The sequence below is a fragment of the Geobacillus sp. C56-T3 genome (genome assembly GCF_000092445.1).
Classification (GTDB): Bacteria; Bacillota; Bacilli; order Bacillales; family Anoxybacillaceae; genus Geobacillus; species Geobacillus thermoleovorans.
Genome location: NC_014206.1, coordinates 1086166 through 1111144, shown reverse-complemented (window position 1 = coordinate 1111144; position 24979 = coordinate 1086166). Strand labels below are relative to the sequence as shown.

Sequence of the window (24979 nt, the reverse complement as noted above, 5' to 3'; positions counted from 1 at the left end):
AGCGCTCAAACCGACGAACCCCCTTCCGTCGGCACGAAAACCGCCCGCCGGCCTAGGCCAGCGGGCGGCTGCTACGGGCGGCGCCGAAACAGCAAGCGAAGCGAAAGCGGCACCATGCCAAACAAGCGGTATGAAAGCGGAAGCTGCTCTTGTTTCCGCACCTGACGCCGCTGCCTCCGCTCCTCTTTCGGCAAGTCCATGTAGGCGACAAACTGTTGGGTGACAAACTTGACATAATCGTTGACCGCCATCAAATCCCCCCTTTTTTCTTTTAGTTTTTCCGCTTCTTTCCTCTTTTAACCGTTTTGCTCGCTCCATTCGACAATATGAAGCGCCGGAAGCGTGACAGTAAACATGACAGCGCGCCTCAGCCCAGAGGCCGAACGGATGGACAAAGAAACCCGAACGTGCGCTGCATCTTCCCGCACCCATCGGTAGGCGGCCATTCCGCGCGGATAGGTCCATTCCCCAGCCTCTCCCGCGGTCGACGGATCTGCTGATGCGATGCGTTCTTTTACGTCAAACACGGCCATCTGCACAAGCTCGTCCGCCTCGGCTGCCTGCCGGGCCGCATAAGCCGCCTGTCGTTCCGCTTCATAGAGGAGCAAGACATGCGTGACAGAAAAGACTAGCAACAAAGAAACAACAGCCACAATTGGAAACATGACGCCATCTTGTCGACCCATTTCCCCTTCCCTCGTTTTTCTAGTCTAAAAGGGGGAAGCGGCGGTCAAGGGGGTCTCACCGTACAAGTCGCCCGCTAAAACGCCCGCGCCACAAACGCCTCGCAAACGGTGCCGTCATCAGCCGTCACTTGCAAAAATATCCCGCGTGCGCCGGCGCGGTACGAAACAGTGCGCACATGACGGAGCGCCGTTTCATTGCCAGCGCCGTCCACCCGGCGGATCAGTTCGGCTCTTGACGCAACAACAGAAAAACTGACCGTCTCACCGCTCCATTTTTGCAAATAGAGGACACGGCCGCCAGTCGACCATTGCTTCGTTTCATTCAGCTCGATTTGCAGCTGTTGCACAAACAGCCGCCATTCCAATCGGGAAAACGCGTCCGTCGGCTCCGGAGCCAGCAAGCGGACAGACAACAGCGCCGGAACGGCCGCCGCCACCGCCATCGCAGCCGCCAGCGCCAACAGTGCTTCGATCATCGTAAACCCGTTTTCTTTTGCCGCTACCGCTTGCCATACCCGCACCGCTCCATCTCGCGGCCGGCGTAATCGTTCCAACGCACGCATACTTTCCACATTCCTCCCCCTTCATCGCTCGCTTGCAGCCGAAATACCGTACGCCCGTCGGCGATCATGGTTTCTCCAGCAAGCGGCTCCTCATACAACGCGATGACCAACAGCCGGCGCGCTTTCTCCTCGAGAATGAGGCTGTTGCGCTCATGCGCCATTTGCGTCAACAGCGGAAGAAGAACGGCCGCTGTCGTCCATAGCAGCGCCAAAGCGAACAACGCTTCAACAAGCAAAAATCCGCCGCTACATTTTTTGCACATAAAATCGCCCTTTCCCCAGCAAAAAGGTGACTTTATAAGTCATTTGGCCACCCCCTATCCAAATGGTTCCAGCCCGTTCAATGTTGCCGTTGTCGGTAAAGATGAGCGGATTGCGCAGCGTGCCGAGCCGAAACCGCCACGGAGAAGGGAGCGAACGAGCGACAACCTGCCGGCCGCTCGCTGCATCAATCACCTTGTACCCAGCGCCACCGTCGGTAAAAAAAACCGCTACATTCACCCGCCGGGCGATGGCATGCTGCTGCGCGCCATACAAATCCGCGCGCAGCACAGCCAGCATATACATCTCCTCTTGATGGCGCACAGCGCCGCCAAGCGTCGGAACAGCCAGCGCGGCAAGCACCAGCACCACCGAGAAAACGATCAGCATCTCAAGCAGCGTAAACCCGCCGTTACGAGCCACTTTCACTCACATCGCCGTTCGCGCTGATTTGGATCGCACGACCGTTCGGACATTTGTCCGACTTGATATAGCGGCCAGCGAGCAATTCCTCCACCGTTGGAATTTTGTTATGCTCCATCTCATACGCTTTCACCTGCGCTTGCACGGTGTTCAAAAACGCCTCGCATCCTTTCGAATTGATCATGCTGTTGTGCTTTGTCATATTCGGAATGGCAATCAGCAACAGGACAGAAATCACCATCATAACGATCAACATTTCGATCAATGTGAATCCCTTTTGATTCATTGTCACTCCTCCTCGCATACGAAATTTCAGAAAGAGCGCTTAGCGAATGACCGGTTCAGTTCGATCCGTTCCTTGACCATCGAATCTGTTCATTGATTGGGCCTTGGGAGGAGGGGCGCGCCCCTCTCCCAAGGAGCCAACACATCAAGATTGAGCATCTTGTTCCTACAGAGCCGCCCCATCCTTGTTAGATGGAAGTGATTTACAGTTCATTCAACATAGAAAACATCGGCAACAAAATCGCCAAATACATGCCGACGACAAACGAGCCAACGACCGCCAACAAAAGCGGTTGCATGCATTTTAAGACCGACTCGATTCGTTGTTCCATCACCTGCAGCAAAAACTCGCTGTAATGTTCAAGTTCTTTGCCAAGTTCGCCGTTCGACTGGCCGTGGCGGATGACAAGCGCCAGCTCTTGTTCGTAATAGCGGGCGGCGCCGATTAATCCGTCAAGCGTCATCCCTTTCATCAACCCGTCGCGAAGGCGCCAGCCTTCCATTTGCAAAAACGGCCAGGACGACGGCTCGCTGAACACGCCGAGCGCATCATAAACCGACAATCCGGCCTGCAGCAGGCGCCCGAGCTGGCGGGCGGTCAGGCAGGTGACAAACAGTCTCAGAAACGAAGCAAGCCCTGGAATTCGCAAAGCGAATTGAAGTTTTCGGGAGACCGGCCAGCGGCGGAAACAAGCGGTGTAAAACAGCCCGGAGAACACCGCCAAGACGGCGATGGCCGCCATCGCCATAGGGGCATGGGCGATCACCGCAAGCAGCCAAGCGGTGTGCCCGCGTTGTGGAGAAAACGCCGCCGCCGCCCGTTCAAACTGCGGCAACAGCCACCATTCCATCAAGACGAGCATGATGATGAGCAAAGAAAGAAGGAACATCGGATAGCGGCTGAAGCGGCGAAGCTGCTCGTGGAAGCGCGCTTTTTGCGCCAGCGTTTCCCCTGTCTCTGCCATGCCGCGCGGCAAGTCGCCATGCCGTTCGGCAAAAAAGAGAAGGTTAACCGCCATGCGGTCGACCGACAGCGCTTCGACAGCCGCAAACAGCGGCAACCCGGCGCGCAGCTGCTGCAGGCAGCGCTCTATTTCCAGCCGCCGGTGTGTTGGAGCTTGGATGGCCAAAAACTCAAGCGCTTGCCCAAGGGGGTAACCGCGTTCGAGCAGCCGGCCGAGCCGGGTGAAAAACAACGCCTGTTCAACAAGCGGCCACATTTTGCGTTTCATCTTTCTTCCCCTCCGACGAGCTCAAGCATGCGGACGGGCAGGTAGCCAAGCACAATCCCCTTGCGGATCAAGCGAGCGAGCGTCATATAAGAGCGCTTGGGCTTCCCTCTCCCATTGGAGAGAAAATGAATCACGTCCTCCAGGGCTGAACCGCAAAGCAACTCATAAACAGCCGTGCGCCGGCGGCGCCCAAGACGGCCGCACGATGGATGGCAATCGTCGCCGCACAACGGGCAGCAAAGCTCGACAAGCCGCTGGGCAGAGACGGCAAGCAGCGTCTCAGCCAAATCGCCGAGCGGAATGCCGAATTCATGCAGCCGGTAGACGGCGCCGACTGCATCGGCGGCGTGCATCGTCGAGACGACCAAATGGCCGCTCAACGCTGAACGGATGGCAATGGCCGCCGTGTCATGATCGCGGATCTCGCCGACCATCAACACATCCGGGTCATGGCGCAGCGCCGCTTTTAACCCAGCGGCGTATGTGATGCCTGCTTTTTCATTGATTTGCACTTGCAACAGTCGTTCGTTCTGTTTTTCGATTGGATCTTCAAGCGTGATGATGTTGCGTTGCCTTTCCGCTTGGCAAAGATCAAGAAGGGTGTACAGGGTCGTCGTTTTTCCCGACCCCGTCGGACCGGTCAACAGCACGAGTCCTTGCGGATGCTGCATGAAGGAAAATAATCGTGCGGTGGAGTGGAAGAATAAGGATAGTTCGCGAAGCGGCAACGGGAGGCGCTGCGGCAGAAGTCGAATGACAAGACTTTCGTCGTAGAGCGTTGGCAATGTCGATAAACGCAAATACACCGTTTCCCCAAACTCCGCCACTTCCATGGCGCCGCTTTGCGGACGGCGTCGTTCCCCGATGTCCATGCCGGCTAAAAATTTAAAGTGGGCGATGAGACGTTCCGCCGTTTCTTTCGGAAGAGCGCCAACGTCGACAAGCATGCCATCGAGCCGAAGACGAACGGCGGCATCACGGCGGCGCGGAACGAGGTGGAGATCCGAGGCGCGGCGCTGCACCGCTTCGGCGAGAAGGCGGTTTGCCGTTTGTTCGATCTCGTTCAGCACATATTCCCTCCTTTCGACATACTATTTTTTATTTCGACGAGCATGAGTCGTTATCCTGCTTTTGGCGCAGCTTTTTTGTGAAATTTTTTTGAATGTCAGTCCACTCACTGCCAATAGTGACAAAAATCATTCCTCGTTTTGGACGATTTCATTATAATAACCATATCAATGATTCATTTGGGAGGGAAACCGATGGAACAAACGCTGAAAATCACAAGCGTATTGTCTGACCCGACAAGATTTCATATTTATGAATATATAGCAAAAGTGCATCGCGAAGTTTCTGTTCAAGAAATCGCAGAAAAATTCCATATCCATCCAAACGTTGCCCGCTTGCACTTAACGAAGCTTGAAGACGTTCGCATGGTCGTATCGGATACGCAAAAAACGGGAAAAGGCGGACGGCCGAGCCGGCTGTACCGCCTATCCGACGAAGTGATCGGGCTGTATTTTCCGTTCCGCGATTATCAACTCCTTGCCCGCATTGCCATTCAAACGATGGCCAAACTCGGTCCCATTGGAAGCGAGGCGTTGCGTGAAACAGGAAAGCGGTTCGGCCGTGAGCTCATCGCCAGTCGTTTGCCGCATAACGGCGCAGCGAGCGCGCTCACCATGGCGGACAAAATCGCCATAATGGAAGAGGCGGCCGAAGCGGCTGGATTTTTGCCGCAATTGCACTATGATGAAGAAAAAGGAGTGCTATACCTCGATATTTTTAACTGCCCATTCAAAGAAATCGCCGCGCAAGCACCTGATACGGTTTGCGGTATGCATCACTCCTTTTTGGAAGGAATCGTCGAGACGCTGTTTGCCGGTGCTAAAGTAACGGAAACGGAAAATATGATGGAAGGCAGCCACCGCTGCGCCTACCGCATCGTCATCCGTTCGTGACAGCGTCCCTCCTTCCTTCTTTTTTGTCTGGAGCAAGCAACGGCCGGCATTGGCATCATTTCTTACCACTTGTCCGAAAGCGTTATTTACATTCCCAATCATTGTACATTATAATAAGTAAGGACCATGGTTTGCACAAACAAAGGAGGGATATAGAATGGATCGCATGTTCCGCGTGCTCGCCTTTTGGACCGGCATTTTTGCTGTCATGTTTTACCTCGGCCACATGCATACGACGTCGCTCATCTTCTTTGGGCAAACGGTGTTTTTCCTGTTCCTCGGCTTTTTAAAGCTGACCGAAAGAATGTACATTTACATTTTCGGGGCATATTTGACGATCTTCTTCGCGGCGTTTACGTATTGGACGACGTTTATGATGGTGCCCGGCATGGGCGAATAAAAAACAGGCAGAACCTCCTGCCTGTTTTTTTGCCGCTTTGACCGGAACCTCTTTTCTCCATTGCAGATAGGCGAAGGAAGCCGTTAATCGGCCGGCAAAAACTCGGGCGCTGGCCAAAAGTCGCGCGCGGCAAGACTCATCCCTTTCTGCAAGATCAGCACGTCAAAAAAGCGGCTGACGCCATCGTCGGCGATCAGCGCGCGGATCATTCGATTTTGGCGGCTTGCCGGCGAAAAGAAATCGCCGGCTTCTGAAACGTTCCATTCATGCAAAAGGCCGGCCGCGAGCAAAAACCGATCTTGGCGAACGAACGCCACTTCCTCCCACCCAGCCTGGCGGGCGTACAAGCGAAACGCATCCCATTGTACATGGCTCGTCAAGTCCATCTCCCCCGGATGGCGAAGCGGGTCGGCAACAAGCTGATGACGGAAATATCCGCGCAAGCTTCCATGCCGCCGCGCCGGGGCGCGCAGCTGTTCGTCCGTATAGCCATAGTCGATCGTCACCATCACCGCCTGATGAAACAGCGTCCCAACCTCGAGCCAAAACGCCTTCATCGCGAGAGGCACCTCAAGCCTTTGCCCTTCAGCAAGATCCAATCCGCGCTCATGTAAATAGCGGACAATAGCGGGACGGCAAAGCGGCGCCTTTTCTTCAACGAGCCGGCCATCGCGGGCGGCGACAAAACATTCGTGCAAAACGCCGCCTTCCTTTACAATGACGTGAACGGGAAACGCATCAAAAAATTCGTTGCTAAACACAATGCCGGAAAACGGCCCACGCTCGGCCAGCCAGCGAGAGACATCGTCATATTGCTCCACCTTCTCGGCTGCGGGTTGAAGCGTTTCGCGCTGGCGCCGGCGGTGGAACGGGCTTTGGTCGATGATCGTATACGACAAGCGGTCGTATGTATGTGGACTTTTTTTCTTCCATTCTTCCAATACCGAAAGCGCCAATCTTCCGTCTCCGCCCCCCCACTCGCAAACAGCGGGCGGCAGGCCGCTCTGTTCCACCATCCGAACCCAAAGCGAAGCAAGCGCTTTGCCAAACACCGGCGCGAATGAGCTGTTCGTAAAAAAATCGCCTTCCTTGCCGATTTTCGCCCGCTCTCGCATATAGTAGCCGAATCGTTCGTCGTAAAGAGCCATCTGCATGTAATCGGCGTATGACACCCGCCCGCCCGGCGCTGCGGCAATCTGTTCATACAATCGACCCATCACCATTTCTCTACCCCGTCTTCATCATCATTCCGAAAGAAGCTCCCGCCTCAAGCAAAGCGAAGTGGGAGTCGTTCACTTTTTTACTGTTGACATAGTGAAAATAATCATATATTGTTATAGTAGCAACTTAACTATATCCCCTCCCATTATTGTGGATAGAACATCCCCCAAAAACCCTTCTTGGCGCGGCTAAGAAGGGTTTTTTGTGTGTTCCGGCGCCAGGAGGCCTTCCGTTGCGCTTTTCCTTGCCCAAAGGAGCCGCCTGCGTTTGTCCGAGGGGATTGCTTGTGTGAAGCCGACGTAGACGGCTTTTTTTCTTACGAAAACCCATGCAAAAACGGATTTGCATCCATCTCTGCGGCGATCGTCGTCTCTGGCCCATGGCCTGAAAGAACGATCGTTTCCTCCGGCAGCGTAAGCAGTTCGTCATGAATGCTTTTCAACAGCTGCTGATGGTTGCCGCCTGGCAAATCCGTGCGTCCGATGCTGCCGGCAAACAGCGCATCGCCGGAAAACACAATATTGGCTTGTTTGCAATAATACGAGACGCTGCCCGGGGAATGACCCGGCGTTTCGCGGACATCCAACGCAAACGGACCAATGTTCAGCGCCGTCGGTCCTTTCAGGCATGTCGGTTCGCAGCGGACAGCGACCGGACCGCCGAAATAAAGCGAGCCATTCAATGCCGGATCTTGCAGCCATTGTTTTTCCTTTTCGTGCACATACACTGGAATGTCCCAGCGGGCAAGCACGTCCGGGATGCCGCCAATATGGTCAAAATGCGCATGCGTCAGCAAAATCGCCAACGGGGTCAGCCCTTTTTCCTCGATCCGTCGGACAAGCGCCGCGCCTTCCGCGCCGGGGTCAACGATCAGGCATTGTCGGTCTGCAGACGACAACAAGTAAGCGTTGGCCTGAATCGGACCGACAGGGATGCGCGTCCATTCCATACGATCTCCTCCTTTTCTTGGCATGTCCAATATTTAACTTTATTTTACTGTTTTTTTTCAAGCGATGGAAGAGAAAAGAGAAAGGGACCTCGACAAATGGGGGAAAAAAGATTACAATGAAAAAGAATGGACACGTTTGTACATACTGTTTCATGAGGGGGTAAAACGATGGGTACGGTCATTATTTTTGCACTTGTAACGCTGCTTGCCCTTTATGGAATGCTCCGTACATTGCGCGAGAAAAACGTGCTCGGATTTTTGTTTGGACTTGCCACTACCGCCGTATTCGGCTGGTTTACCATTATGACCATTTTACATCATGGCATTCCAACCGGCACGCACTGAAAACGCAAGAGGCCAATCATGCCTCTTGCGTTTTTTATGCCATTTTGAGCGCTGCTAAAAACAGGCCGAGGCTGTCGCGATAGATTTGAGCAAACTGCGAAAGTGGCAGCGGATTGACGCCTTCACCAAGCTCCACCGTGTAACCGCGCCGTCTCCACGTTTGAATGAACCAATCGCGGTAGCCGGCATGGCTGTCAATGTAGCGAACAGCCTGGTAGCCGCTTGCTTCAGCCATCGCCTGAACCGTTGCCTTCGCCTCCGGCGGCTCGAACCCTTCATATCCCCAATAAATTTCCTTGCCTTGTGTATGAAACGCGACGACCATCGCAAAATCGCCCGACTCGGCGAGCGCCGCCATCGCTTTCGCCTCCGGCTCCGTAAGCGGGGCGAATCCTGGAAAATCACGCGGTGCCGGCGCTTTCGGCGGTTTGCGGGCCTGTTCTATTTCCCAGTTAGCTGGGAATTGATTGTTTAAATCAACGCCGCGGATGTTCGCTTTCCATTGCGAAAAGTCGAGCGATCCACCGTTGATGCAGACGACTTCGCTCCGATGCGGCTCTTCTTCCGGCGGGCCGTTCAGCACAAGATTGACGCCGTCGGGATTGACCATCGGCACAACGGAAAGAGTCACTTTACGGTAATAATCAAGCACCCGATGGCCGGCAAGCTCGTCATCGTTAACCAACGCCCTCGCGTACTCGTCGATGAGCGCCATGATCACGGCCGTCGTGATCCACTCATTCGCGTGGAATGATCCGTTCATATGCACGCGCACCGGCCCGCGGCCGATTTGCAGTTCAACGAGCGGCAAGCCGAGAACGCTATGGCCGATCGTCCGCTGGCGCACAAACGGATAGCGGCAGACGAGGGCGGTGATATCCTCCATCAAAGCGGCAAAATCGTACGGACGGACGCTGCGGACGACCGGGGACGAAATCCGCTTCGGCAGCGGCGCTGTTCCGTTGATGACCGCCATCGCCCCCGGCAGCCGCCGCAGCACCTCCGTCGGCAGCGATAGGCGGTCAGCGAGCGCTTCCCACGTATCGATCGGCGCGTATCCCGGGATGGCAACGGTCTGCCCAGGGCGCAATCCCTCTTTGACATGCGGATTCGAATCGATGATCAGTTCAGTCGGCACCGAAAACCATCGTCCATATGTTTCAAACGTATCGCCGGGCCATGCTTGAAGATGCATGCGCCGTCTCCCCTTCCCATTTCTTTACCTTAACATATGTCGGCAGACGGCAAAAAATGAGCGCCTGGCAGGCGGCAGTGCACGAATGTTCGCAAACATCTCCTTCTTCAAAGTTCGTTCCCATCTCATATATCATCCAACAATAAGAAAAGGCGCCCCAACCTTTTTGGGACACCTTCCGTATGTTTACGCGCCGACAAGCTCTTTCGCCAGCCAGGCGGCGCCGATGACGCCGGCATCGTTGCCAAGCGTCGCTAAAACAAGCTTCGCCCCAGCGGCGACGCGCGGGAACGCGAAGCGGCGGAAATGGGCGGCCACGCGCTCGACAAGCATGTCACCCGCCTTGGACACGCCGCCGCCGATCACGATTTTCTCCGGGTTCGTCACATTGGCGGCATTCGCCAACGCCCAACCAAGATAGTACGTTGCTTCATCGACCACTTCCAATGCCAGCGCATCGCCCGCTTTGGCGGCGTCAAACACCGCTTTGGCCGTCACATCCCCGTTGCGAAGCTCACTCGGACGCTCATCTGCGGTCAATTTCTCCTTGGCGATCCGCACGATGCCGGTGGCGGACGCAATCGTTTCCAAACATCCGGTTTTGCCGCAGTTGCAACGGGAGCCGCCATCAGGGATCATCGTCATATGTCCGATCTCTCCGCCGGCGCCGTTTATGCCGCGCACAATGGCTCCGTTGGCAATCACACCGCCGCCAACGCCGGTGCCAAGCGTCACAAACAACAAATGGCGCGCTCCTCCCCCTGCTCCTTTCCACATTTCGCCAAGCGCGGCGAGATTGGCGTCATTATCGACCGAAACGGGCAGCCCCGTCGCCTCTTCCAGCCGTTGCTTCAATGGATAATTCGTCCACCCTATATTGACCGTCTCATACAACATGCCGGTTTCCTCTTCGACCGGTCCGGGGGCGCCGATGCCGGCGGCAAGCAGCCTCTCTTTCGCTCCGCCGAGCTGGGCGAGCGTCTTTTCAAGCGATCGGGCAATGTCAGCGACGATATGCTCACCGCGATTGGCGGTGTTCGTCGGAATTTCCCATTTGTGCACGATGTCACCCTCGGTGGTGACAAACGCCATTTTGATTGTCGTGCCCCCGAGGTCAATGCCTACCAACCATGGTTCCATTGCATCCTCATCCTTTTTTCATCCGTTTTTCCCGCTCCATTTGCGCTTCCTGCCGCAAAATAAACAAAGCGGCTTGCAGCTGTTTCGCATCGATCAGCTGGGACTGGTACAGCTCTTTCACTTCCTCTTCCATCAGCTCCAAATCAGCAAGCCGGTCGCCCACGTAAATGATCGTGCCAAACCGTTTCAACAGCTGCTGAACATCGTATACCGTCTTCATCATCATTCATGCTCCTTTTTTCCTCTTTTAATGTAGCGGCAAACGGCCGCGGCCGTCAAGACAAAAAACGCAGGCGCTAAAATCAGCACCTGCGTCAGCGGTCAGGGTCGCGCGGGTGAAGAATCGCCGGCCGCCGGTTTTTGAGCGGCATCGGCGACCGGATGAGCACGTCGCGCATCGCTCGGTAGGAGAACGGGATGAACGGCCATAAGTACGGAACGCCAAATGACGTCATCCGCGCCAAGGCAAGAATCCAAACGGTGATGCCGATGACATAACCGTACAGGCCGAACAGGCCCGACAAAATGAGCAAGGCAATGCGGACGAGCCGGTTCGCCAAGCTCATTTCATAGCTGGGCGTCGCAAACGTACCGATGGCCGTAACAGAAAAATACAAAATCACTTCATTGGAAAAGAGTCCAACTTCCACCGCGATGCCGCCGATCATAAGCGCAGCGACGAGGCCGAGCGCGGTCGCCAGCGAAGACGGTGTATGAATGGCGGCCATTCGCAGCATATCCATCCCGATTTCAATCATCAAAATTTGTGCAAACAGCGGAATGTCTCCCAATTTGGCCTTTCCCAAAAACTGGAGCGGATCCGGCAGCAGTTCCGGCTCGATCATGAGCAAATACCAAAGCGGCAGCAAAAACACCGACGCCCAAACGGCCAGAAAGCGGACGAGCCGCAAATACGCCCCGACGATCGGCTTATTCCGGTACTCTTCAGCGTGCTGCAAATGATGCCAAAACGTTGCCGGGGTAATAATGACACTTGGCGATCCATCGACGATCACAAGCACATGGCCTTCATACAAATGGGCCGCTGCCGTATCGGGGCGTTCCGTATAGCGGACAACCGGGTACGGATTCCAATGCCGGCCGGAAATAAACTCTTCCACCGTTTTCTCAGCCATAACCAGCCCGTCTGTGTCAATAGCGGTAATCGATTCCCGAACGCGGCGAACGAGTTCTGGGTCGGCTATTTCCTCGATATAGCAAATGCAAATATCGGTCTTCGAGCGCCGCGCCACCTGCACGTACTCCATGCGCAAGGAAGGGTCGCGGACGCGGCGGCGGATGAGCGCGGTGTTAAAGACGATCGTCTCGACAAAACCGTCGCGCGCCCCGCGTACGACCCGTTCCGTATCCGGCTCTTGCGGCCCGCGCACCGGATACGTGCGAGCGTCAATCAAAATGATCCGCCTAACGCCGTCAACGACTAATGCCGTCGGCCCAGCAAGCACCATCGCGACCGCTTCTTCCAAGTCGTCTGTCTGTCCGATCTCGACGTACGGAAGATATTTTTTCAGGAGCTTCTCAAGCGGGTGAACGTCCAGTTCGTGTTCCTCAAGCCGGGACAAATATCTCATCAAATAATGCAAAATATCGTCTTTGACAAATCCGTCAATCATAAACAACGCCATTGCCCGGCCGCCATATTCGACGTCAAGGCGAATGACATCGAAGCTCTTGCCGACTCCAAGCCGTTCGGCTAAATAGGATGCATTGTCATGAAGGCGACGGGACGCCGGGCGTTTGGGCATCTGTTTCTCCATCGTCATCCCCCTGCATCGTTTGCACTGTATACTTCTCATCATAGACAAGCATGAGGAAATTCATACATAAATGTTCCTTGCAATGCATATATTGGTGAAAACCTTGTCCAATCCGGGAGGATGTCATGAAACGATGGATGATCCCCTTCATGGCGCTTGCTTTTTTCCTTGCCGCCGCGCTCGCCTCGCTGTGGGAGCACGATCAGACCGCTGAAACGATCAAGTTTTTCCCGCTTGATCGCGAAGCGGCGTTCATCGAAGCGAAAACATCGCTTGCGCTTGAGGGCGACAATGAACCCGGACGCTACGCGCTCCGCTGGTCAGCCGCTTCCATTTTAAACCGCCGCGCCTATTTGCGTCAGGACATCTCGCTGTTGTTTGCCGATGGCCGCTTGGCCGATGTGCTGTCGAAATGGAAAACGAACACGGACGCGATCGACATGGAAAAGACGGTCCGGATGCGGGACAGCCGCTTTTTTCAAGCTGTCTCGTTCCATCACGGCGAGCTGCATACAAGAGAGAACATCACAAGCAGCCAAACGATGTCAAGCAGCTATTTGTACGTCATTGACTCACCGTACCATCCGCGCGCATCGTTCCGGCGGCCAAGAACAGATGACGAGCGCGAATGGCAGCGCGTCTTGAACAAAGCCACGAATGAATTTCTTCGTCATAAAGCGGACGAGCTGATCACCCACTTTTCTTTGTCAAAGAAAGATTATTACGCCCTTTATTTGCCGGAGCTCGTCGCCTACACGGAACAACCGTTGCCGGGGTTGTCAACGGCAAAAACGCAAACCGTCATCGGCCGTCTTTGGGAAGGATTGTACAAGTCGTACATCCTTGGCATAAAAAAAGAGGATGGATCCATCCTCTCGCCAATCGGCAGCACGATGCCGCTCATTCTCATTCGCAAAGATTACAGCAGGCTCTTCGTTCTCATTGAAGCGAAAAACGGGGAAAAAGTGATGCTCGTGCAACTTCTTTAACACATTTCGAAAAGAGGCCTCCCACTTCAAACAAAGCGAAGTGGGGGCGTTTACCGAAATCCGATCCATAAGCCAGCGGCGACAAGCAGCGCCGACACCGCCAACGCTCCCGCCTGCCGCCCTAAAGCGGTGTGTTTTGGCAAATGAACGACGCCAGCCGCCAAAAAACCGCCAACCAGTCCGCCGATATGGCCGGCGTTGTCGATGCCGGGAACAAGCAGGCCAAACAACAGGTTGACGATGATTAAACTGATGACGTTCATTCCCATCGTTCGAAAAAATAAATGCCGGTAGACAGTGCCGAAGTAAAGAAGAGCCCCGAACAGCCCGAAAATGGCTCCCGACGCCCCGGCCGATAATGATGGTGTAAACAAAAAACTCGCCAGCGCTCCGAAAAATCCAGCCGTTACGTAAATGAACAAAAAGCGAAGCGAGCCGTACAGCCGCTCAACCGTGATCCCTAAATAATACAAGGCGAGCGTGTTGGTCAGCAGATGCAAAAAACCAATATGCAAAAACATCGGCGTCAACAGCCGCCACCATTCTCCCGCCTCAATGAGCGGATTGAATTTGGCGCCGTAGTGGATCAACACATCCGGATTCGTGCTCCCGCCGCTCCATTCGAGAACCAAAAACATCGCAACCTGTACGACGATGAACAGCCGGGTGAACATCGGCTTGCCATACTCAAAAATGCGCCGTTCCTCCTCACGGCGGCGCCGCCATTCGCGGACCACCTCGCGCTTTAAGCGCTCGGCGGCAGCAAACGGATCGGACGTTTCCACAGGCGGCTCAAAACGGAGCGCAACACCCGTCATCTCCGCAAGCCGCGGCAGCACGTCCCCCATATTGCCGCTGTGAAGGAGGAGCGTATGAAGCACGCCATCGGACGCTCCAGAGAGCGGCAACGGCTCGGCGACAAGAAATTCCCAATCGTCAACCGGCGGATACGCCATCACATAAACATTGATGACCCGGCCCGCTTTGCTGAAATTCCATCCCCTCATTTGCTGAACGAATTGCCATGTATATTCCATATCAAGGCGCAACGATCGGCTCCAATCAAAATCAGCGCGCACGAGGCGGATGAGTGTTGGGCGACGCCAATGGTTTGATTCCAGCCATACTTCATCGGCCTGCTCAGACATCCGTACGATGCGGTAGCCGCCGCGAGACAAACGCTGAACAAGCTGCCAAAACAGTACATCCATCGTTCCAATCACGTTCTCCTCTCCCTTTCCCTGGCGAGGCCAAGTCCGACAAACAGCAACAAAGCCAACTCATCGACCGTCCGGCAAACCGGAGCGAATGGGCCGGCGGGCGCCGGTCGCCGCGGCCGGTTTTTTCATAACCGACTTCTTCAAAAATGATTCACCGCTATTGCATCATGGACGCAACATTTGCGAAACAAGGGCGTTGCGCACAGGAGGAATGTGGAGCGCAAATCGGACAAGTTGCTTTCGCAACGGCGGAACGCGCAATGCGAAGGCGGCCATTCGGTAGCGATAGCGGTAAGCAAGACATCCAGCGGCAACGACAAGCAGCGAGTACGACCATTTATTCATCGTTGTTCCTCCTTCATCATATGACATGCTCGTTATTCTTTTTCCCTTTTTCTCTCCAAATATGAAGCGGGGCGCGTCTAACGCGCCAGCACGAAGGCGGCCAGCACCGCAAAGATGACCGAAAGAACGTTCACCGCATCATTGTCAAGCCACCGCCAGCCTTTCATATGAATGGTCGCCTGCCCGCAATGCCGTTTCCGCTCAGTCGTCGCCCCGCATGCCGGACAGCGGTAAGCCGCTTGCCAAGCCGCGCCAAGCCACGTATCGAACCAGCTGCCGAGCCAACCAAAAAAGGCAAGAGTAAAAACGGGTCGGACGTCGAGAAAAAACACGCCAACAGCCGCAATAAACAGTGCGCCGGCAAACGAAGCAGCCGTGCCAAGGAGCGTCACAGCCCCTGAGGTGCCGGCTTCCACCGGCCGAAGGCTCGGCCAAACCCGAGGCGGCCACGGGCTTAAAGAACCGATTTCAGACGCCCACGTATCGGCGTTCGCTGCAGCGACGGCGACAACAAACAGATCATCCCAAATCGGGTCGGGACGGACAGCGGCCAATAGCGCCAACACGGCCGGCACCCCGCCATTGGCCAGCACTTGGATGGCATCGCGCCGCCCGCCTTTCGCCAATTTTTCAGACAGTTTTTCCTTGCGTTGCTTTCCGATGTGGCTAAAGAAGCTGGAGCTGACAAAAAAGCAGCCTAACACCCATATTCCGCCCCATGAAAAGCCGCATCCAACCGCTGCGCCGATGACAACGGCTGCCGCCGCTCCTGATATGGACAACGAGCGCAACAGCCATCCTCCGCCGGCGGCGAGGGCAGAGACCGCGATATACCACCATTCATCGCTCACAGTGAAGAACTCCTTGATCCGTAATAATGAATTTCACCGGCACATCATGCTCCTCGGCCGGAATGTCGTCCATCACTTGAAAGGAGTAAGCCAGCGCTGCCGTCACCGCCGAAGCTCCCCGCAAATATCGGTCGTAATACCCGCCGCCATAGCCGATCCGGTAGCCGGTTTTGGCAAAACAGACCCCCGGGACCATGATGAGATCAAACTCATCGCGGTCGATCGGCGTTGTTTGTTTTTCAATCGGCTCAAACAATCCGGCGTACGCTTTTTCGAGCTGGGAAAACGACTCAAGCCGCCGAAAGGACATCGTTTTTGCCCTTGGATCGCATTTCGGGACGCCGATCGTTTTTCCTTCCCGCCACGCCTGTTCCATGATCGGCAAGGTGTTGACTTCCGTCTCTCTCGACACCGTCATGGCGATCGTCCGCGCCGTTTGCCATAATGGCCACCGATATAAATGAGCGGCGATTTGCCGATCGTACATCTCTTTTTCTGCCGCTTTAAGCTGCCGAAGCTGATTCAACATGCGCTGGCGCCATTCCTGTTTGCCGTCCATCATCTTCCCCTTCCTCCCATAAAGATAAAAAGCAGCAGGAATCATCTTCCCACTGCTTACTTCGTTTCGCGGTGCAACGTGACTTTGCGATCGCGCGGGCAATATTTTTTCAATTCCAAACGCTCTGGGTTGTTGCGTTTATTTTTCGATGTAATATAGTTGCGTTCGCCGCATTCTGTGCATGCCAATGTAATGTTCACGCGCATCTTTTTTCCCTCCAAACGAGCTTTATACTTTATATATAATCAGACCTTTCTATGATACCATTTTTCTTCGGCGATTTCCACCTCTAAATTTCATCTTTGTTCAATAAGAGCGCCACAAGCAGAGAATGGTATGGTATAGTGAAAAGGGGAGGGATGCATGTGGTGGAATACGCAATCATCGCTTTGGCAGCTCTAGCCATTATTCTCCTTGTTCTTTCCTTTTTTGCGAAAGATGAACTGAAACCGCTCGAAGAACAAATCGATCATTTGACCGTTTCCCTGGCGCAAGAAACGTACCAGATCAAAAAGCGGCTGCAAGTCATCGAGGAGGAGCTCCTCATTCCGGAGCGGCAACGGTCCGCTTCGCCGCGGCTTGGCGGATCATTGTCGCCGGCCGATCCGCGCATCTTGTTTTTGCATAAACAAGGATTCCCGCTCGAAGACATCGCCCGTGAGACGGGGCTGACCGTTGCGGAAGTCGAGCGGGCGGTAAGGAGGTTGCGCCGATGAACAAGCGATCCATGCGTTCGTTTGCCCTCGGGCTGCTTGTATCGACAGCACTGATCGGCGCCTCGTATTACGCTTCACCTCCGGCTGCACCGACGGAAGCGGAAATCAAGACGTTCCTCAAACAGCATGGGCTTGTCGCCGTGGCGAAAGAGGAATACGACAGGCTCCGCAGCGCTCAGCCGAACGCCGCTCCGAAAGCGGCGTCCAAGCAGATGTCCGAACCATCAGGGCAAACCGTTTACGTCTATCGACTCGTTATTCAAAAAGGAGATACGCCAGAGACATTTGCCCGCGAACTTGAAGAGGCTGGCATCGTTCAAAGCGCCCGCGCCTTCAACGACTACTTGGAACAACATGGGCTGACGCGCTCCATCCGCCCCGGCGTCTACAACGTGCGGAGCGATATGGACTACGCAGCCATCGGCCGTTTGATTGCCGAACCATAACGAAAGAAGGTGTCCCTCCCAAAGGACCGGGACACCTTTTCTTAAGGCTGTGTCTGCGCATCAAACAGCGTTTTTTGAAAGAAGCACATCTTTTTTGAAACGAACTTTTTGTCCGTCATGCCTGACGCCCTCCGGCCGCTTTTATCATCCGAACCGCCCGGCGATATAATCCGCCGTCCGCTGATCAGCTGGACGAGAAAACAACGTTTTTGTCTCGCCGTACTCAATCACTTCTCCGTTTAAGAAAAACGCCGTCCGATCAGAAATGCGGGCCGCCTGCTGCATATTATGCGTGACAATGATGATGCTGTATTTTGTTTTCAGTTCGCCCATCAACTCCTCGACCTTCGCTGTCGAAATCGGATCGAGCGCTGATGTCGGCTCATCCATTAAAATGACATCCGGCTCGACAGCCAAACAGCGGGCGATGCACAGCCGCTGCTGTTGGCCGCCCGATAAACCGAGGGCATTTTCATGAAGCCGATCTTTGACTTCCTCCCAAAGCGCCGCTTGGCGCAAGCTTTTTTCGACGATCTCATCGAGCCGCCGCCGGTCGCGGATCCCATGAATGCGCGGCCCATAGGCGACGTTGTCATAAATCGACTTTGGAAACGGGTTGGGCTTTTGAAACACCATGCCCACTTGCGTCCGCAGCTGTTCAACAGGGTATGACGTGTCAAAAATGCGGCGGCCGCGATACAAAATCTCCCCTTCGAGCCGGACGTTTGGAATGAGCTCGATCATTCGATTGAGCGTTTTGATATAGGTTGACTTGCCGCATCCTGACGGGCCGATAATCGCCGTAATCTCGCGTTCATAAAAAGACAGGTGAATATGTTTTAACGCATGATGCTCGCCATACCATACGTTCAGTCCATTCGTTTCGTAAACGACCTCTTTTTTCACCAACTGGGCCGAAGGAATGTCCTCTTTTCGGCGCTCCACCACCGCCATCGTCCTCATCGGCGTGACTCCTTTCATTTCCTTCCGCCCTCACTGGCAGCGGAAGATCGAGTTTTTCCTATCATGAGCATACAAAACGATCGTTAACGCTGTGTGGACGGTATGTAAAGTTTTTGTAAACAAACATCATTTTTTGGCTCTTCACCACAACATGCACTTGACAAGCAATACGGTTTCCGGCACAAAGATATGCAAAAAGTGCTGATTTTCCCTCCCAAGCGTAAATAGGGTATGTTCAGAAAAAATCAAGTACAACTTTTGGTGAAGAGCCATTTTTTTGCAAGCGCAAAAAAAGAGGCGCCTGGCTAGGCGCCTTTCCTGTCAGCGCGCATCGGCGGCCTCCGCGCCGCCTTGCGCATCGAAGCTGCTCCCGCCTTCAGCGGCTCGCTTCGCTTTCAATTCAAAATAGGCGTCCAAAATGCGGCGGCCGATCCGGTCATTAATCCCGTCGCTCTCCCCTTGCGTCGCCCACGGAACGACAACAGCGAACGACACTTCTGGATCGTTGTACGGCGCATAGCCAACGAGCGTCAAGTTGTACGTTGGATCATTCCGTCGGCTTTGGATCGGTCCATCGTAAAACGCCTCTGCCGTCCCCGTTTTGCCGGCCGGCTTGTACGAAGCACTCGCAAAGTACGAATACGCCGTTCCGCCCGGCTCTTGCATCACACGGCGGAATCCTTCTTGCACCCGCTTGATGTATTCCGTCTTCATATCAATCCGGTTTAGCACAACCGGTTCGAACCGTTTCATGATCCGGCCAAGTTTTTTTCCGTCAGCCGACGGCTCACGAATTTCTTTGACAAGCTGCGGCTTCATCCGATAGCCGCCGTTGGCGATCGTCGAGACGTATTGCGCCAGCTGCATCGGCGTATACATATCGTACTGGCCGATGGCTAAGTCAAGCAAAAATCCGCCGCGCGTGCTTTGTCCTTGGAAGCCGCTAAGTTCGTTCGGCAAATCGATGCCCGTTTTCACGCCAAGGCCGAATTGGCTGAAATAGTGGCGAATCGTCGTAAATGCCTCTGGATTGATGCGAAGCGGCGCGTGCGGACGATACACACCGCCCCCGATGGCGATCGCTGTTTTGAACATATAGACGTTCGACGACTGCTTGAGCGCCGTCAGTTCGTTGATCGTCCCCATCGTCTTCCATGATTTTTTCACCGGGGTTCCTTTAATATACAGCGGCTCGTCCTTTATATACGTATTCGGATGAAGCACCCCGGTTTGAAAGCCGGTGAGAACGGTCGCCCCTTTCACCGCCGATCCCATCGCATAGGCGGACGTGATGTTGCCGATGGCAAAGTCGACAAATTTGCCGTCTTGAAGAAGCTTGCCGGCCATCGCCAACACTTCGCCCGTCTTCGGGTTCATCATGACGACAAACGCCCGGTCCAAGAGCGGCGACCGGCCTTTGCGCTTCGTCGCCAAAATCTCCTGCTGAATGATCTCTTCGACTTTTTGCTGCAATTCAGCATCGATGGTCAACACGAGATCTTTGCCGCGCTCGCCTGGATACACTTGCTCAACCGAGATGACATTGCCCGATTTGTCGACAACGTTTTTCACTTTTGCCTTTTTGCCGTGCAGCACTTCTTCATACTGCATCTCCAAATAGCTTTTGCCGACGCGGTCGTTGCGGCTGTAGTCGCGGGCTAAAAAGTAATCGAGCCGTTCACGCGGGACGCCTTCATCTTCTTCCGTCACACTGCCGAGCACAGAGCGGAATGTATTGTCATAGACGTATTTCCGGTCCCAATCCACCGTCGTATTGACGCCGGGCAGCTCGCTCAAATGCTCGCTGACGACCGCATATTCGCGGTCGGTCACTCCTTTGCTTTTGACCGTTTGCGGCGTCAAGGCGTAGCCGCTCTCCATCTCATGTTTAATGGCGATCACTTCAAGCTCCGACTTCGAAATTTGCGCCAAATCTTGCTTAGTGATGCGGTCAAGCGTCCATTCGTACACCTTTTTGTCGATCTCTTTTTGTGTCAGCCCTTGGTCAGCGAGCTTTTTCCGTTCTTGTTCGCTCACTTTCTTTTTGGCTTCTTCCGGATGGGTCAAAATCCAATAATCTTTCATATCGCGCTCCGTCACTTTTTTCTCTGCATCGGGAATGTCGATGTATTGGGCGAGTTTCCTTGCTACGTCCAATATTTCTTCCGGCTGAGTCGTTTTGGAGCGCGTGTACGTAATCGCCTTTTGCGGCGTATTGTCGACGATCACGCGGCCGAACCGATCGTAAATTTTGCCGCGCGGCACCGGCGTGCTGACGATTTCATCCTGCGTTCGCTCCACTTCGCGCCGATAATCTTCACCGTAGACGATCTGCACGACGCCAAGGCGCAAAATCAGCGCTGAAAACAACAAAAAAACAAAGAAGAACAAAATGTTTAACCGAATCGGCACTTGCGCCCGCTTTTTCCGTTTCATCCCCCGGTCCTCCTTTCCCTCCCCCTATTGTAAAAGAAAAAGGCGGGCATGGCTAGGGAAAAACTTGGCCCCTCACACCGGCGAACGGCCTCGTTCGCCGGCCAGCTTCGGCCGAAGCAACAGCCGCTCGCGCCGGCCGCGCTCTGAACAACCATCGGTGAAGCGAATGCGGCGGACAAACCAATAAATCACCAAATGCCCGGCTCCGCACACAAACATCAACACGCGGATGCCAGCTTCTTCGCCAAAGAGCGCCACAGCCGTCAAAAAGGCTAAAATCGACGCCACCCGTCCAGCGTTTAAAAACAATTCGCGGACAACGATGTATTCGACGCGCGCCTCGGCCGATTTCCAGCTCTTTCCGATGACGTCAAACGTCAAGGAGGAATACGGAACAAGCAGCAATGGATACGCAATGGCGATCGTGATGGCATAAAGAATGAGGCGCGGATAGGTCGGATGGAAAACGATCAAAAAAATCGCCCCATATAGCAGCGCTCCTCCCAGCAAAATCGCTTTCATCCGATATTCACGCTTGATCAGCCGGGAGACGGCATAATAGGCGACAAACGATGCAAACGAGTTGACAAGCCCGAATTTGCCGAGCGCCCATTCACTTCCAGAAGTGACGTACACAAGCACGGAAATGATAAACACAAACGTGCCTTCGCGCAATCCTTGAAAAAAGTGGGCATTCGTAATGAGCCGCCAGTTCCGGTTTTCATTCCGCTCCTTTAAAATGCGGACGAACAAATATTTCCCCGCGGCCGCGCGGCGCTTCAAGAAAAAACTGAGCAACACAGCGACAAGAAACAAGCCGAGCGACAGCGAGAAAACGAACGTATACCCTTTCGCACCGGCGAGCGATGAAATCATATAGCCGGCGACAATCGGCCCGATCATGCCGGCTGATGAGGTCAACACCCCGAAAAAACCGTTAAAAAAGTCGCGTGTCTCCGGTTCGGTAATTTCAAATGTCAACACGTTAAATGCCAGCCAATAAAAACCATAGCCGACGCCGAGCAGCGCACCGAGAAAAAGCAAATATTGATGGGCGCGAGAGCCGACCAATAAAACGGTGACAAAAAAAACGGCTAAACACGACACGCCAAGCCGCAAAACGAGAATGCGGTCAATTTGTTTTGCCATCCGGCCGGCGAAAATAAACGTCAGCGGCTGCATCGTGACAATCGCCAAATTGTATAGCGCCAAGTCGCGGAAATCGCCGGTCTGTTTCCATAAATAAATGTTGACAAACGTGTTCGACAGGGAAACACCGAGCGCGTAAAACCCACCGATGCAAAGCAAAAGCAACAAATCGCGGTTCACTTGTTCTTGGCCGGTTAGTTTTTGGAAAAATGCCATTGCAAACTCCCCTTTTCATCTATCCGGTAGTGTGGCCATTTCTGCTATGGCTATGCACCCGGCGCAAAGAAAACCGCTTCCTTTGCCTGCGGCCTCCCGTCGCTAAAAAAAAAGCGAGGCGTTTCGTTTCGCCCCGCTTCGTTCATTACTTCGCTTTCGCTTCGCTGTAGCGTTTCGCCACTTCGTCCCAGTTGACAATGTTCCAGAATGCGGCAATGTATTCCGGACGGCGGTTTTGGTATTTCAAGTAGTACGCATGCTCCCAAACGTCCAAGCCGAGAATCGGCGTTTTGCCTTCCATGATCGGCGAGTCTTGGTTCGGCGTGCTCGTAATTTCCAGCTCGCCGTTGTTCACGACAAGCCATGCCCAGCCGGAACCGAAACGGCCGGCCGCTGCTTTCGAAAACTCGTCTTTAAACGCGGTGAAGCTGCCGAATTTTTTGTTGATCGCCTCAGCCAGCTCACCCGTCGGCTCACCGCCGCCATTTGGCGACAAAATCGTCCAGAAAAGCGAGTGGTTCGCATGACCGCCGCCGTTGTTGCGCACCGCCGTGCGAATGCTTTCCGGAAGGGCTTCCAAATTGCTGAGCAATTCTTCGAGCGATTTGTTTTGCAAATCCGGATGCCCTTCAAGCGCCGCATTCAAATTTGTAACGTATGTGTTATGGTGCTTCGTGTGGTGAATGTTCATCGTTTCTTTGTCGATGTGCGGCTCAAGCGCATCGTACGGATACGGCAATGCTGGCAATTCAAATGGCATACCGATCTCCTCCTTTTTGGTTTATGTACACGAACGCCAACGCGTTCGCTTGAGATTAGCTTACCAAAGTTGGCACAATGTTTCAATCGATTTGCTTGTCCTCGCTTTTTGTTTACATATTTTCAACACACCGTTGACCGTTTCTTCATAATGACAAGCTATAGTATAAGGTAGCTTCCAGTTAAGGGGGAACTCAGCGAAAATGGAAACGAAACGATCAGGTTCTTTATGGAACGCCTTTCGACTTGAGACCATTGTCATGATGGCCATGGTGCTTACAACGACGTTGTCGGCCCTTGTCATCACCTCAATCGGCTATATTCAAGGGCGCCATTCAGCGATTCAGTCGATCCAACAACAGTTGCAGCTATCAAGCGAAACGATGGTTGAAAAAATTTCTATTTTAAAAGCGACAACGACCAATGAAGCGTTTTCTCAAAAACTGAATTATTCATTGACGTTAAATGAACGGAAATTCCACGCCTTACACCTTCATCCGGTGCAATTGATTGTAACGAAAACGGGAAAGGCGGTGGCAAAACGGCCATCCTCGCCTAACCAAACGCTGCCCGAACAGGTCGTGCGCGATATATTGAAAAAGAAGCAAGGAGTTTTGCATACAGACCAATGGCTGGCTGCATTTTCTAGTTCAAGTGATTTGCAAGGAGCGGTCTACATTATTGCCATTCCAGAAAAGGACTATTTGTGGCCGCTTTTGAAACAACAAGCAGCAAACTTAGCAGGGTCTGTTTCCTCCATTTTGATCGTATGCCTCGCCGGATGGGGGATCATCCGCCGCGCCACCCGCCCCATTGCTTGGCTCCAGCAAGCCATGGAACGGCTTGGATCTGGCGATTGGCGGTCGCGCATCGAATTGCATGCAGCGACAAAAGATATTCTCGCCCTCACCGATGGGTTCCATCAGATGTCCAGCAATTTGGCCGTTCTTATCGAACATATGCGCTTCAGCTCTGAACAAATCGCAACGGCTACCAACATTTTAAACCAAACATCCTCTGAGACAACAGCAGCTTCTGAACAAATCGCAGCGGCGGTGGCAGACACGGCGTACGGGGCAGAGCAACAAGCGCGCAAATCGGCTGACATCGCCTCTTTTTTTCAACAACTGGCGGATGAAATGGAACAAATGTCCTTTCGAATGGAGGAAGCCCGTCGTTCCACAGAACAAGCCCACTCCCAAGCGGAAAGCGGCAACCGGCTTGTTCAACGGGCAAGCAGCGACATGGCTTACCTGCAACAATCCATTGCGAAAACGATGTACACAATCGATGCATTGAAAGACCATTCGCGCCATATTGCCAGCATTCTGTCATTAATCGGAAGCATCGCTGAGCAAACGAACTTGCTCGCCCTAAACGCTGCCATTGAAGCAGCCAAAGCAGGGGAGCATGGCCGGGGGTTCTCCGTTGTGGCGAAAGAAATCCGAGCGCTGTCGGCGCAAACAGGACAAGCGTTGGCACAAATTCAATCCATTGTTCAAGATGTGCAAAGCCAAATCGAGGCCGCGGTTCAATCGATGAAAGAAAGCGCAAAACAACTCGATGAAGCGAAAAAAACGTTCACGGAAAGCCAACAAGCCTTTGAAGAAATCACCGCAATGGTGTCGCATTCATCCGCACATACGCTGCAAATTTCAGAACAATTCGCCGCTACCGAGCGGCAAATCAGCGAAATGCGTGAACATATCGCAGAGATTGCCACCGTCGCCCAACAGATCGCTTCGTCGATGGAGCAAATTTCGCATTTTACAGACGGCCAGCACAATGCCATGGCTGCCATTCGTTCCGAAGCCGATGCACTAAATGAACGGGTGTTGCAATGGCGCGCCCTGCTTGGCACCTTTCATTTGCCTTCTGACTAAAGCGGGAA

Annotated in this window: 30 protein-coding genes; 7 read left to right on the top strand and 23 right to left on the bottom strand. The window is 53.9% G+C overall.

The genetic code is table 11. The features are described 5' to 3' along the window. Positions 1-71 precede the first annotated feature (71 nt). The 8 genes from GC56T3_RS05680 to comGA all read right to left on the bottom strand — a co-directional run bounded on the left by GC56T3_RS05680 (position 72) and on the right by comGA (position 4520). Positions 72-251, bottom strand: coding sequence for a YqzE family protein (locus GC56T3_RS05680; protein WP_011231910.1), 180 nt, complete (start codon positions 249-251; stop codon positions 72-74). A 45-nt stretch (positions 252-296) separates the two neighbouring features. Further along, entirely contained in the window at positions 297-686 is a 390-nt protein-coding gene (gene comGG / locus GC56T3_RS05675) for a competence type IV pilus minor pilin ComGG (RefSeq protein ID WP_013144747.1), read from the bottom strand. 74 nt (positions 687-760) lie between these two features. Further along, positions 761-1207: a competence type IV pilus minor pilin ComGF gene (comGF, locus tag GC56T3_RS05670; RefSeq protein WP_013144746.1), complete on the bottom strand. Its 447-nt coding sequence runs from the start codon at positions 1205-1207 to the stop codon at positions 761-763. Next, the gene (locus tag GC56T3_RS05665; RefSeq protein WP_013144745.1) at positions 1186-1512 is read right to left on the bottom strand and encodes a competence protein ComG; all 327 of its coding nucleotides are present in this window, start codon (positions 1510-1512) and stop codon (positions 1186-1188) included. The genes comGF and GC56T3_RS05665 overlap by 22 nt, the downstream gene beginning before the upstream one ends. Further along, positions 1496-1933, bottom strand: a complete 438-nt coding sequence (gene comGD, locus GC56T3_RS05660; protein WP_013144744.1) for a competence type IV pilus minor pilin ComGD — start codon at positions 1931-1933, stop codon at positions 1496-1498. The genes GC56T3_RS05665 and comGD overlap by 17 nt, the downstream gene beginning before the upstream one ends. Further along, positions 1923-2219: a competence type IV pilus major pilin ComGC gene (gene comGC / locus GC56T3_RS05655; RefSeq protein ID WP_012820551.1), complete on the bottom strand. Its 297-nt coding sequence runs from the start codon at positions 2217-2219 to the stop codon at positions 1923-1925. Before comGC ends, comGD begins: the two co-directional genes overlap by 11 nt. Positions 2220-2421: 202 nt before the next feature. Then, complete coding sequence (gene comGB, locus GC56T3_RS05650; RefSeq protein WP_013144743.1) at positions 2422-3450, bottom strand: competence type IV pilus assembly protein ComGB; 1029 nt, start codon at positions 3448-3450, stop codon at positions 2422-2424. Beyond that, the gene (comGA, locus tag GC56T3_RS05645; RefSeq protein WP_013144742.1) at positions 3447-4520 is read right to left on the bottom strand and encodes a competence type IV pilus ATPase ComGA; all 1074 of its coding nucleotides are present in this window, start codon (positions 4518-4520) and stop codon (positions 3447-3449) included. Before comGA ends, comGB begins: the two co-directional genes overlap by 4 nt. 192 nt (positions 4521-4712) lie before the next feature. On the opposite strand from comGA, the gene GC56T3_RS05640 reads away from it, so the two are divergent. Both GC56T3_RS05640 and GC56T3_RS05635 read left to right on the top strand, forming a co-directional pair. Continuing rightward, positions 4713-5411: a metalloregulator ArsR/SmtB family transcription factor gene (locus tag GC56T3_RS05640; RefSeq protein WP_013144741.1), complete on the top strand. Its 699-nt coding sequence runs from the start codon at positions 4713-4715 to the stop codon at positions 5409-5411. A gap of 157 nt (positions 5412-5568) precedes the next feature. Further along, entirely contained in the window at positions 5569-5811 is a 243-nt protein-coding gene (locus GC56T3_RS05635) for a DUF2626 family protein (protein ID WP_008879854.1), read from the top strand. Between the two features lie 83 nt (positions 5812-5894). Here GC56T3_RS05635 and GC56T3_RS05630 read toward each other — a convergent pair whose 3' ends face one another. Together GC56T3_RS05630 and GC56T3_RS05625 are read right to left on the bottom strand one after the other, a co-directional pair. Then, positions 5895-7028 (bottom strand): class I SAM-dependent methyltransferase, encoded by a 1134-nt coding sequence (locus GC56T3_RS05630; protein WP_012820545.1) that lies wholly within the window; start codon positions 7026-7028, stop codon positions 5895-5897. A gap of 320 nt (positions 7029-7348) precedes the next feature. Next, positions 7349-7981 (bottom strand): MBL fold metallo-hydrolase, encoded by a 633-nt coding sequence (locus GC56T3_RS05625; RefSeq protein ID WP_012820544.1) that lies wholly within the window; start codon positions 7979-7981, stop codon positions 7349-7351. Between the two features lie 168 nt (positions 7982-8149). On the opposite strand from GC56T3_RS05625, the gene GC56T3_RS18410 reads away from it, so the two are divergent. Next, entirely contained in the window at positions 8150-8326 is a 177-nt protein-coding gene (locus tag GC56T3_RS18410) for a DUF2759 domain-containing protein (protein ID WP_011231921.1), read from the top strand. Positions 8327-8360: 34 nt separating this feature from the next. On the opposite strand, the gene GC56T3_RS05615 is transcribed toward GC56T3_RS18410, so the two are convergent. The 4 genes from GC56T3_RS05615 to GC56T3_RS05600 form a co-directional block, all read right to left on the bottom strand. Then, positions 8361-9521, bottom strand: coding sequence for a M14 family metallocarboxypeptidase (locus tag GC56T3_RS05615; RefSeq protein ID WP_013144740.1), 1161 nt, complete (start codon positions 9519-9521; stop codon positions 8361-8363). 186 nt (positions 9522-9707) lie between these two features. After that, a complete protein-coding gene (locus GC56T3_RS05610) occupies positions 9708-10661 on the bottom strand; it encodes an ROK family glucokinase (RefSeq protein WP_013144739.1) in 954 nt (317 codons plus the stop codon). A 7-nt stretch (positions 10662-10668) separates the two neighbouring features. Further along, on the bottom strand, positions 10669-10881 hold the full coding sequence (locus GC56T3_RS05605) for a YqgQ family protein (RefSeq protein WP_011231924.1): 213 nt from the start codon (positions 10879-10881) through the stop codon (positions 10669-10671). A 94-nt stretch (positions 10882-10975) separates the two neighbouring features. Next, the gene (locus tag GC56T3_RS05600; RefSeq protein WP_013144737.1) at positions 10976-12439 is read right to left on the bottom strand and encodes a spore germination protein; all 1464 of its coding nucleotides are present in this window, start codon (positions 12437-12439) and stop codon (positions 10976-10978) included. 125 nt (positions 12440-12564) lie between these two features. Between GC56T3_RS05600 and GC56T3_RS05595 the strand changes: the two genes are divergently transcribed. Then, the gene (locus GC56T3_RS05595; RefSeq protein WP_013144736.1) at positions 12565-13428 is read left to right on the top strand and encodes a hypothetical protein; all 864 of its coding nucleotides are present in this window, start codon (positions 12565-12567) and stop codon (positions 13426-13428) included. A 50-nt stretch (positions 13429-13478) separates the two neighbouring features. On the opposite strand, the gene GC56T3_RS05590 is transcribed toward GC56T3_RS05595, so the two are convergent. From GC56T3_RS05590 to rpmG, 5 genes are all read right to left on the bottom strand, one after another. Beyond that, positions 13479-14639: a rhomboid family intramembrane serine protease gene (locus tag GC56T3_RS05590; RefSeq protein WP_013144735.1), complete on the bottom strand. Its 1161-nt coding sequence runs from the start codon at positions 14637-14639 to the stop codon at positions 13479-13481. 174 nt (positions 14640-14813) lie between these two features. Further along, entirely contained in the window at positions 14814-14993 is a 180-nt protein-coding gene (locus tag GC56T3_RS05585; protein WP_012820537.1) for a hypothetical protein, read from the bottom strand. Positions 14994-15070: 77 nt separating this feature from the next. Then, positions 15071-15844 (bottom strand): DUF92 domain-containing protein, encoded by a 774-nt coding sequence (locus tag GC56T3_RS05580; protein WP_013144734.1) that lies wholly within the window; start codon positions 15842-15844, stop codon positions 15071-15073. Beyond that, positions 15834-16406, bottom strand: coding sequence for a 5-formyltetrahydrofolate cyclo-ligase (locus GC56T3_RS05575; protein WP_013144733.1), 573 nt, complete (start codon positions 16404-16406; stop codon positions 15834-15836). Before GC56T3_RS05575 ends, GC56T3_RS05580 begins: the two co-directional genes overlap by 11 nt. Before the next feature lie 53 nt (positions 16407-16459). Then, a complete protein-coding gene (gene rpmG / locus GC56T3_RS05570) occupies positions 16460-16609 on the bottom strand; it encodes a 50S ribosomal protein L33 (protein ID WP_011231931.1) in 150 nt (49 codons plus the stop codon). Between the two features lie 159 nt (positions 16610-16768). On the opposite strand from rpmG, the gene GC56T3_RS05565 reads away from it, so the two are divergent. Beyond that, positions 16769-17119 carry a hypothetical protein gene (locus tag GC56T3_RS05565; protein ID WP_013144732.1) on the top strand — a complete coding sequence of 117 codons (351 nt, stop codon included), beginning with the start codon at positions 16769-16771 and terminating at the stop codon, positions 17117-17119. Next, the gene (locus tag GC56T3_RS05560; RefSeq protein WP_013144731.1) at positions 17116-17565 is read left to right on the top strand and encodes an endolytic transglycosylase MltG; all 450 of its coding nucleotides are present in this window, start codon (positions 17116-17118) and stop codon (positions 17563-17565) included. The genes GC56T3_RS05565 and GC56T3_RS05560 overlap by 4 nt, the downstream gene beginning before the upstream one ends. Before the next feature lie 144 nt (positions 17566-17709). Here GC56T3_RS05560 and pstB read toward each other — a convergent pair whose 3' ends face one another. The 4 genes from pstB to sodA form a co-directional block, all read right to left on the bottom strand. After that, the gene (pstB, locus tag GC56T3_RS05555; protein ID WP_119878022.1) at positions 17710-18519 is read right to left on the bottom strand and encodes a phosphate ABC transporter ATP-binding protein PstB; all 810 of its coding nucleotides are present in this window, start codon (positions 18517-18519) and stop codon (positions 17710-17712) included. A 330-nt stretch (positions 18520-18849) separates the two neighbouring features. Next, positions 18850-20964 (bottom strand): penicillin-binding protein 2, encoded by a 2115-nt coding sequence (locus tag GC56T3_RS05550; RefSeq protein ID WP_013144729.1) that lies wholly within the window; start codon positions 20962-20964, stop codon positions 18850-18852. Between the two features lie 72 nt (positions 20965-21036). Then, positions 21037-22329, bottom strand: coding sequence for an MFS transporter (locus GC56T3_RS05545; RefSeq protein ID WP_013144728.1), 1293 nt, complete (start codon positions 22327-22329; stop codon positions 21037-21039). Between the two features lie 145 nt (positions 22330-22474). Continuing rightward, positions 22475-23089 carry a superoxide dismutase SodA gene (gene sodA, locus GC56T3_RS05540; protein WP_011231937.1) on the bottom strand — a complete coding sequence of 205 codons (615 nt, stop codon included), beginning with the start codon at positions 23087-23089 and terminating at the stop codon, positions 22475-22477. Positions 23090-23291: 202 nt separating this feature from the next. Here sodA and GC56T3_RS05535 point away from each other — a divergent pair, with 202 nt between their 5' ends. Further along, positions 23292-24971 (top strand): methyl-accepting chemotaxis protein, encoded by a 1680-nt coding sequence (locus GC56T3_RS05535; protein ID WP_013144727.1) that lies wholly within the window; start codon positions 23292-23294, stop codon positions 24969-24971. The last annotated feature ends 8 nt before the right edge of the window (positions 24972-24979 follow it).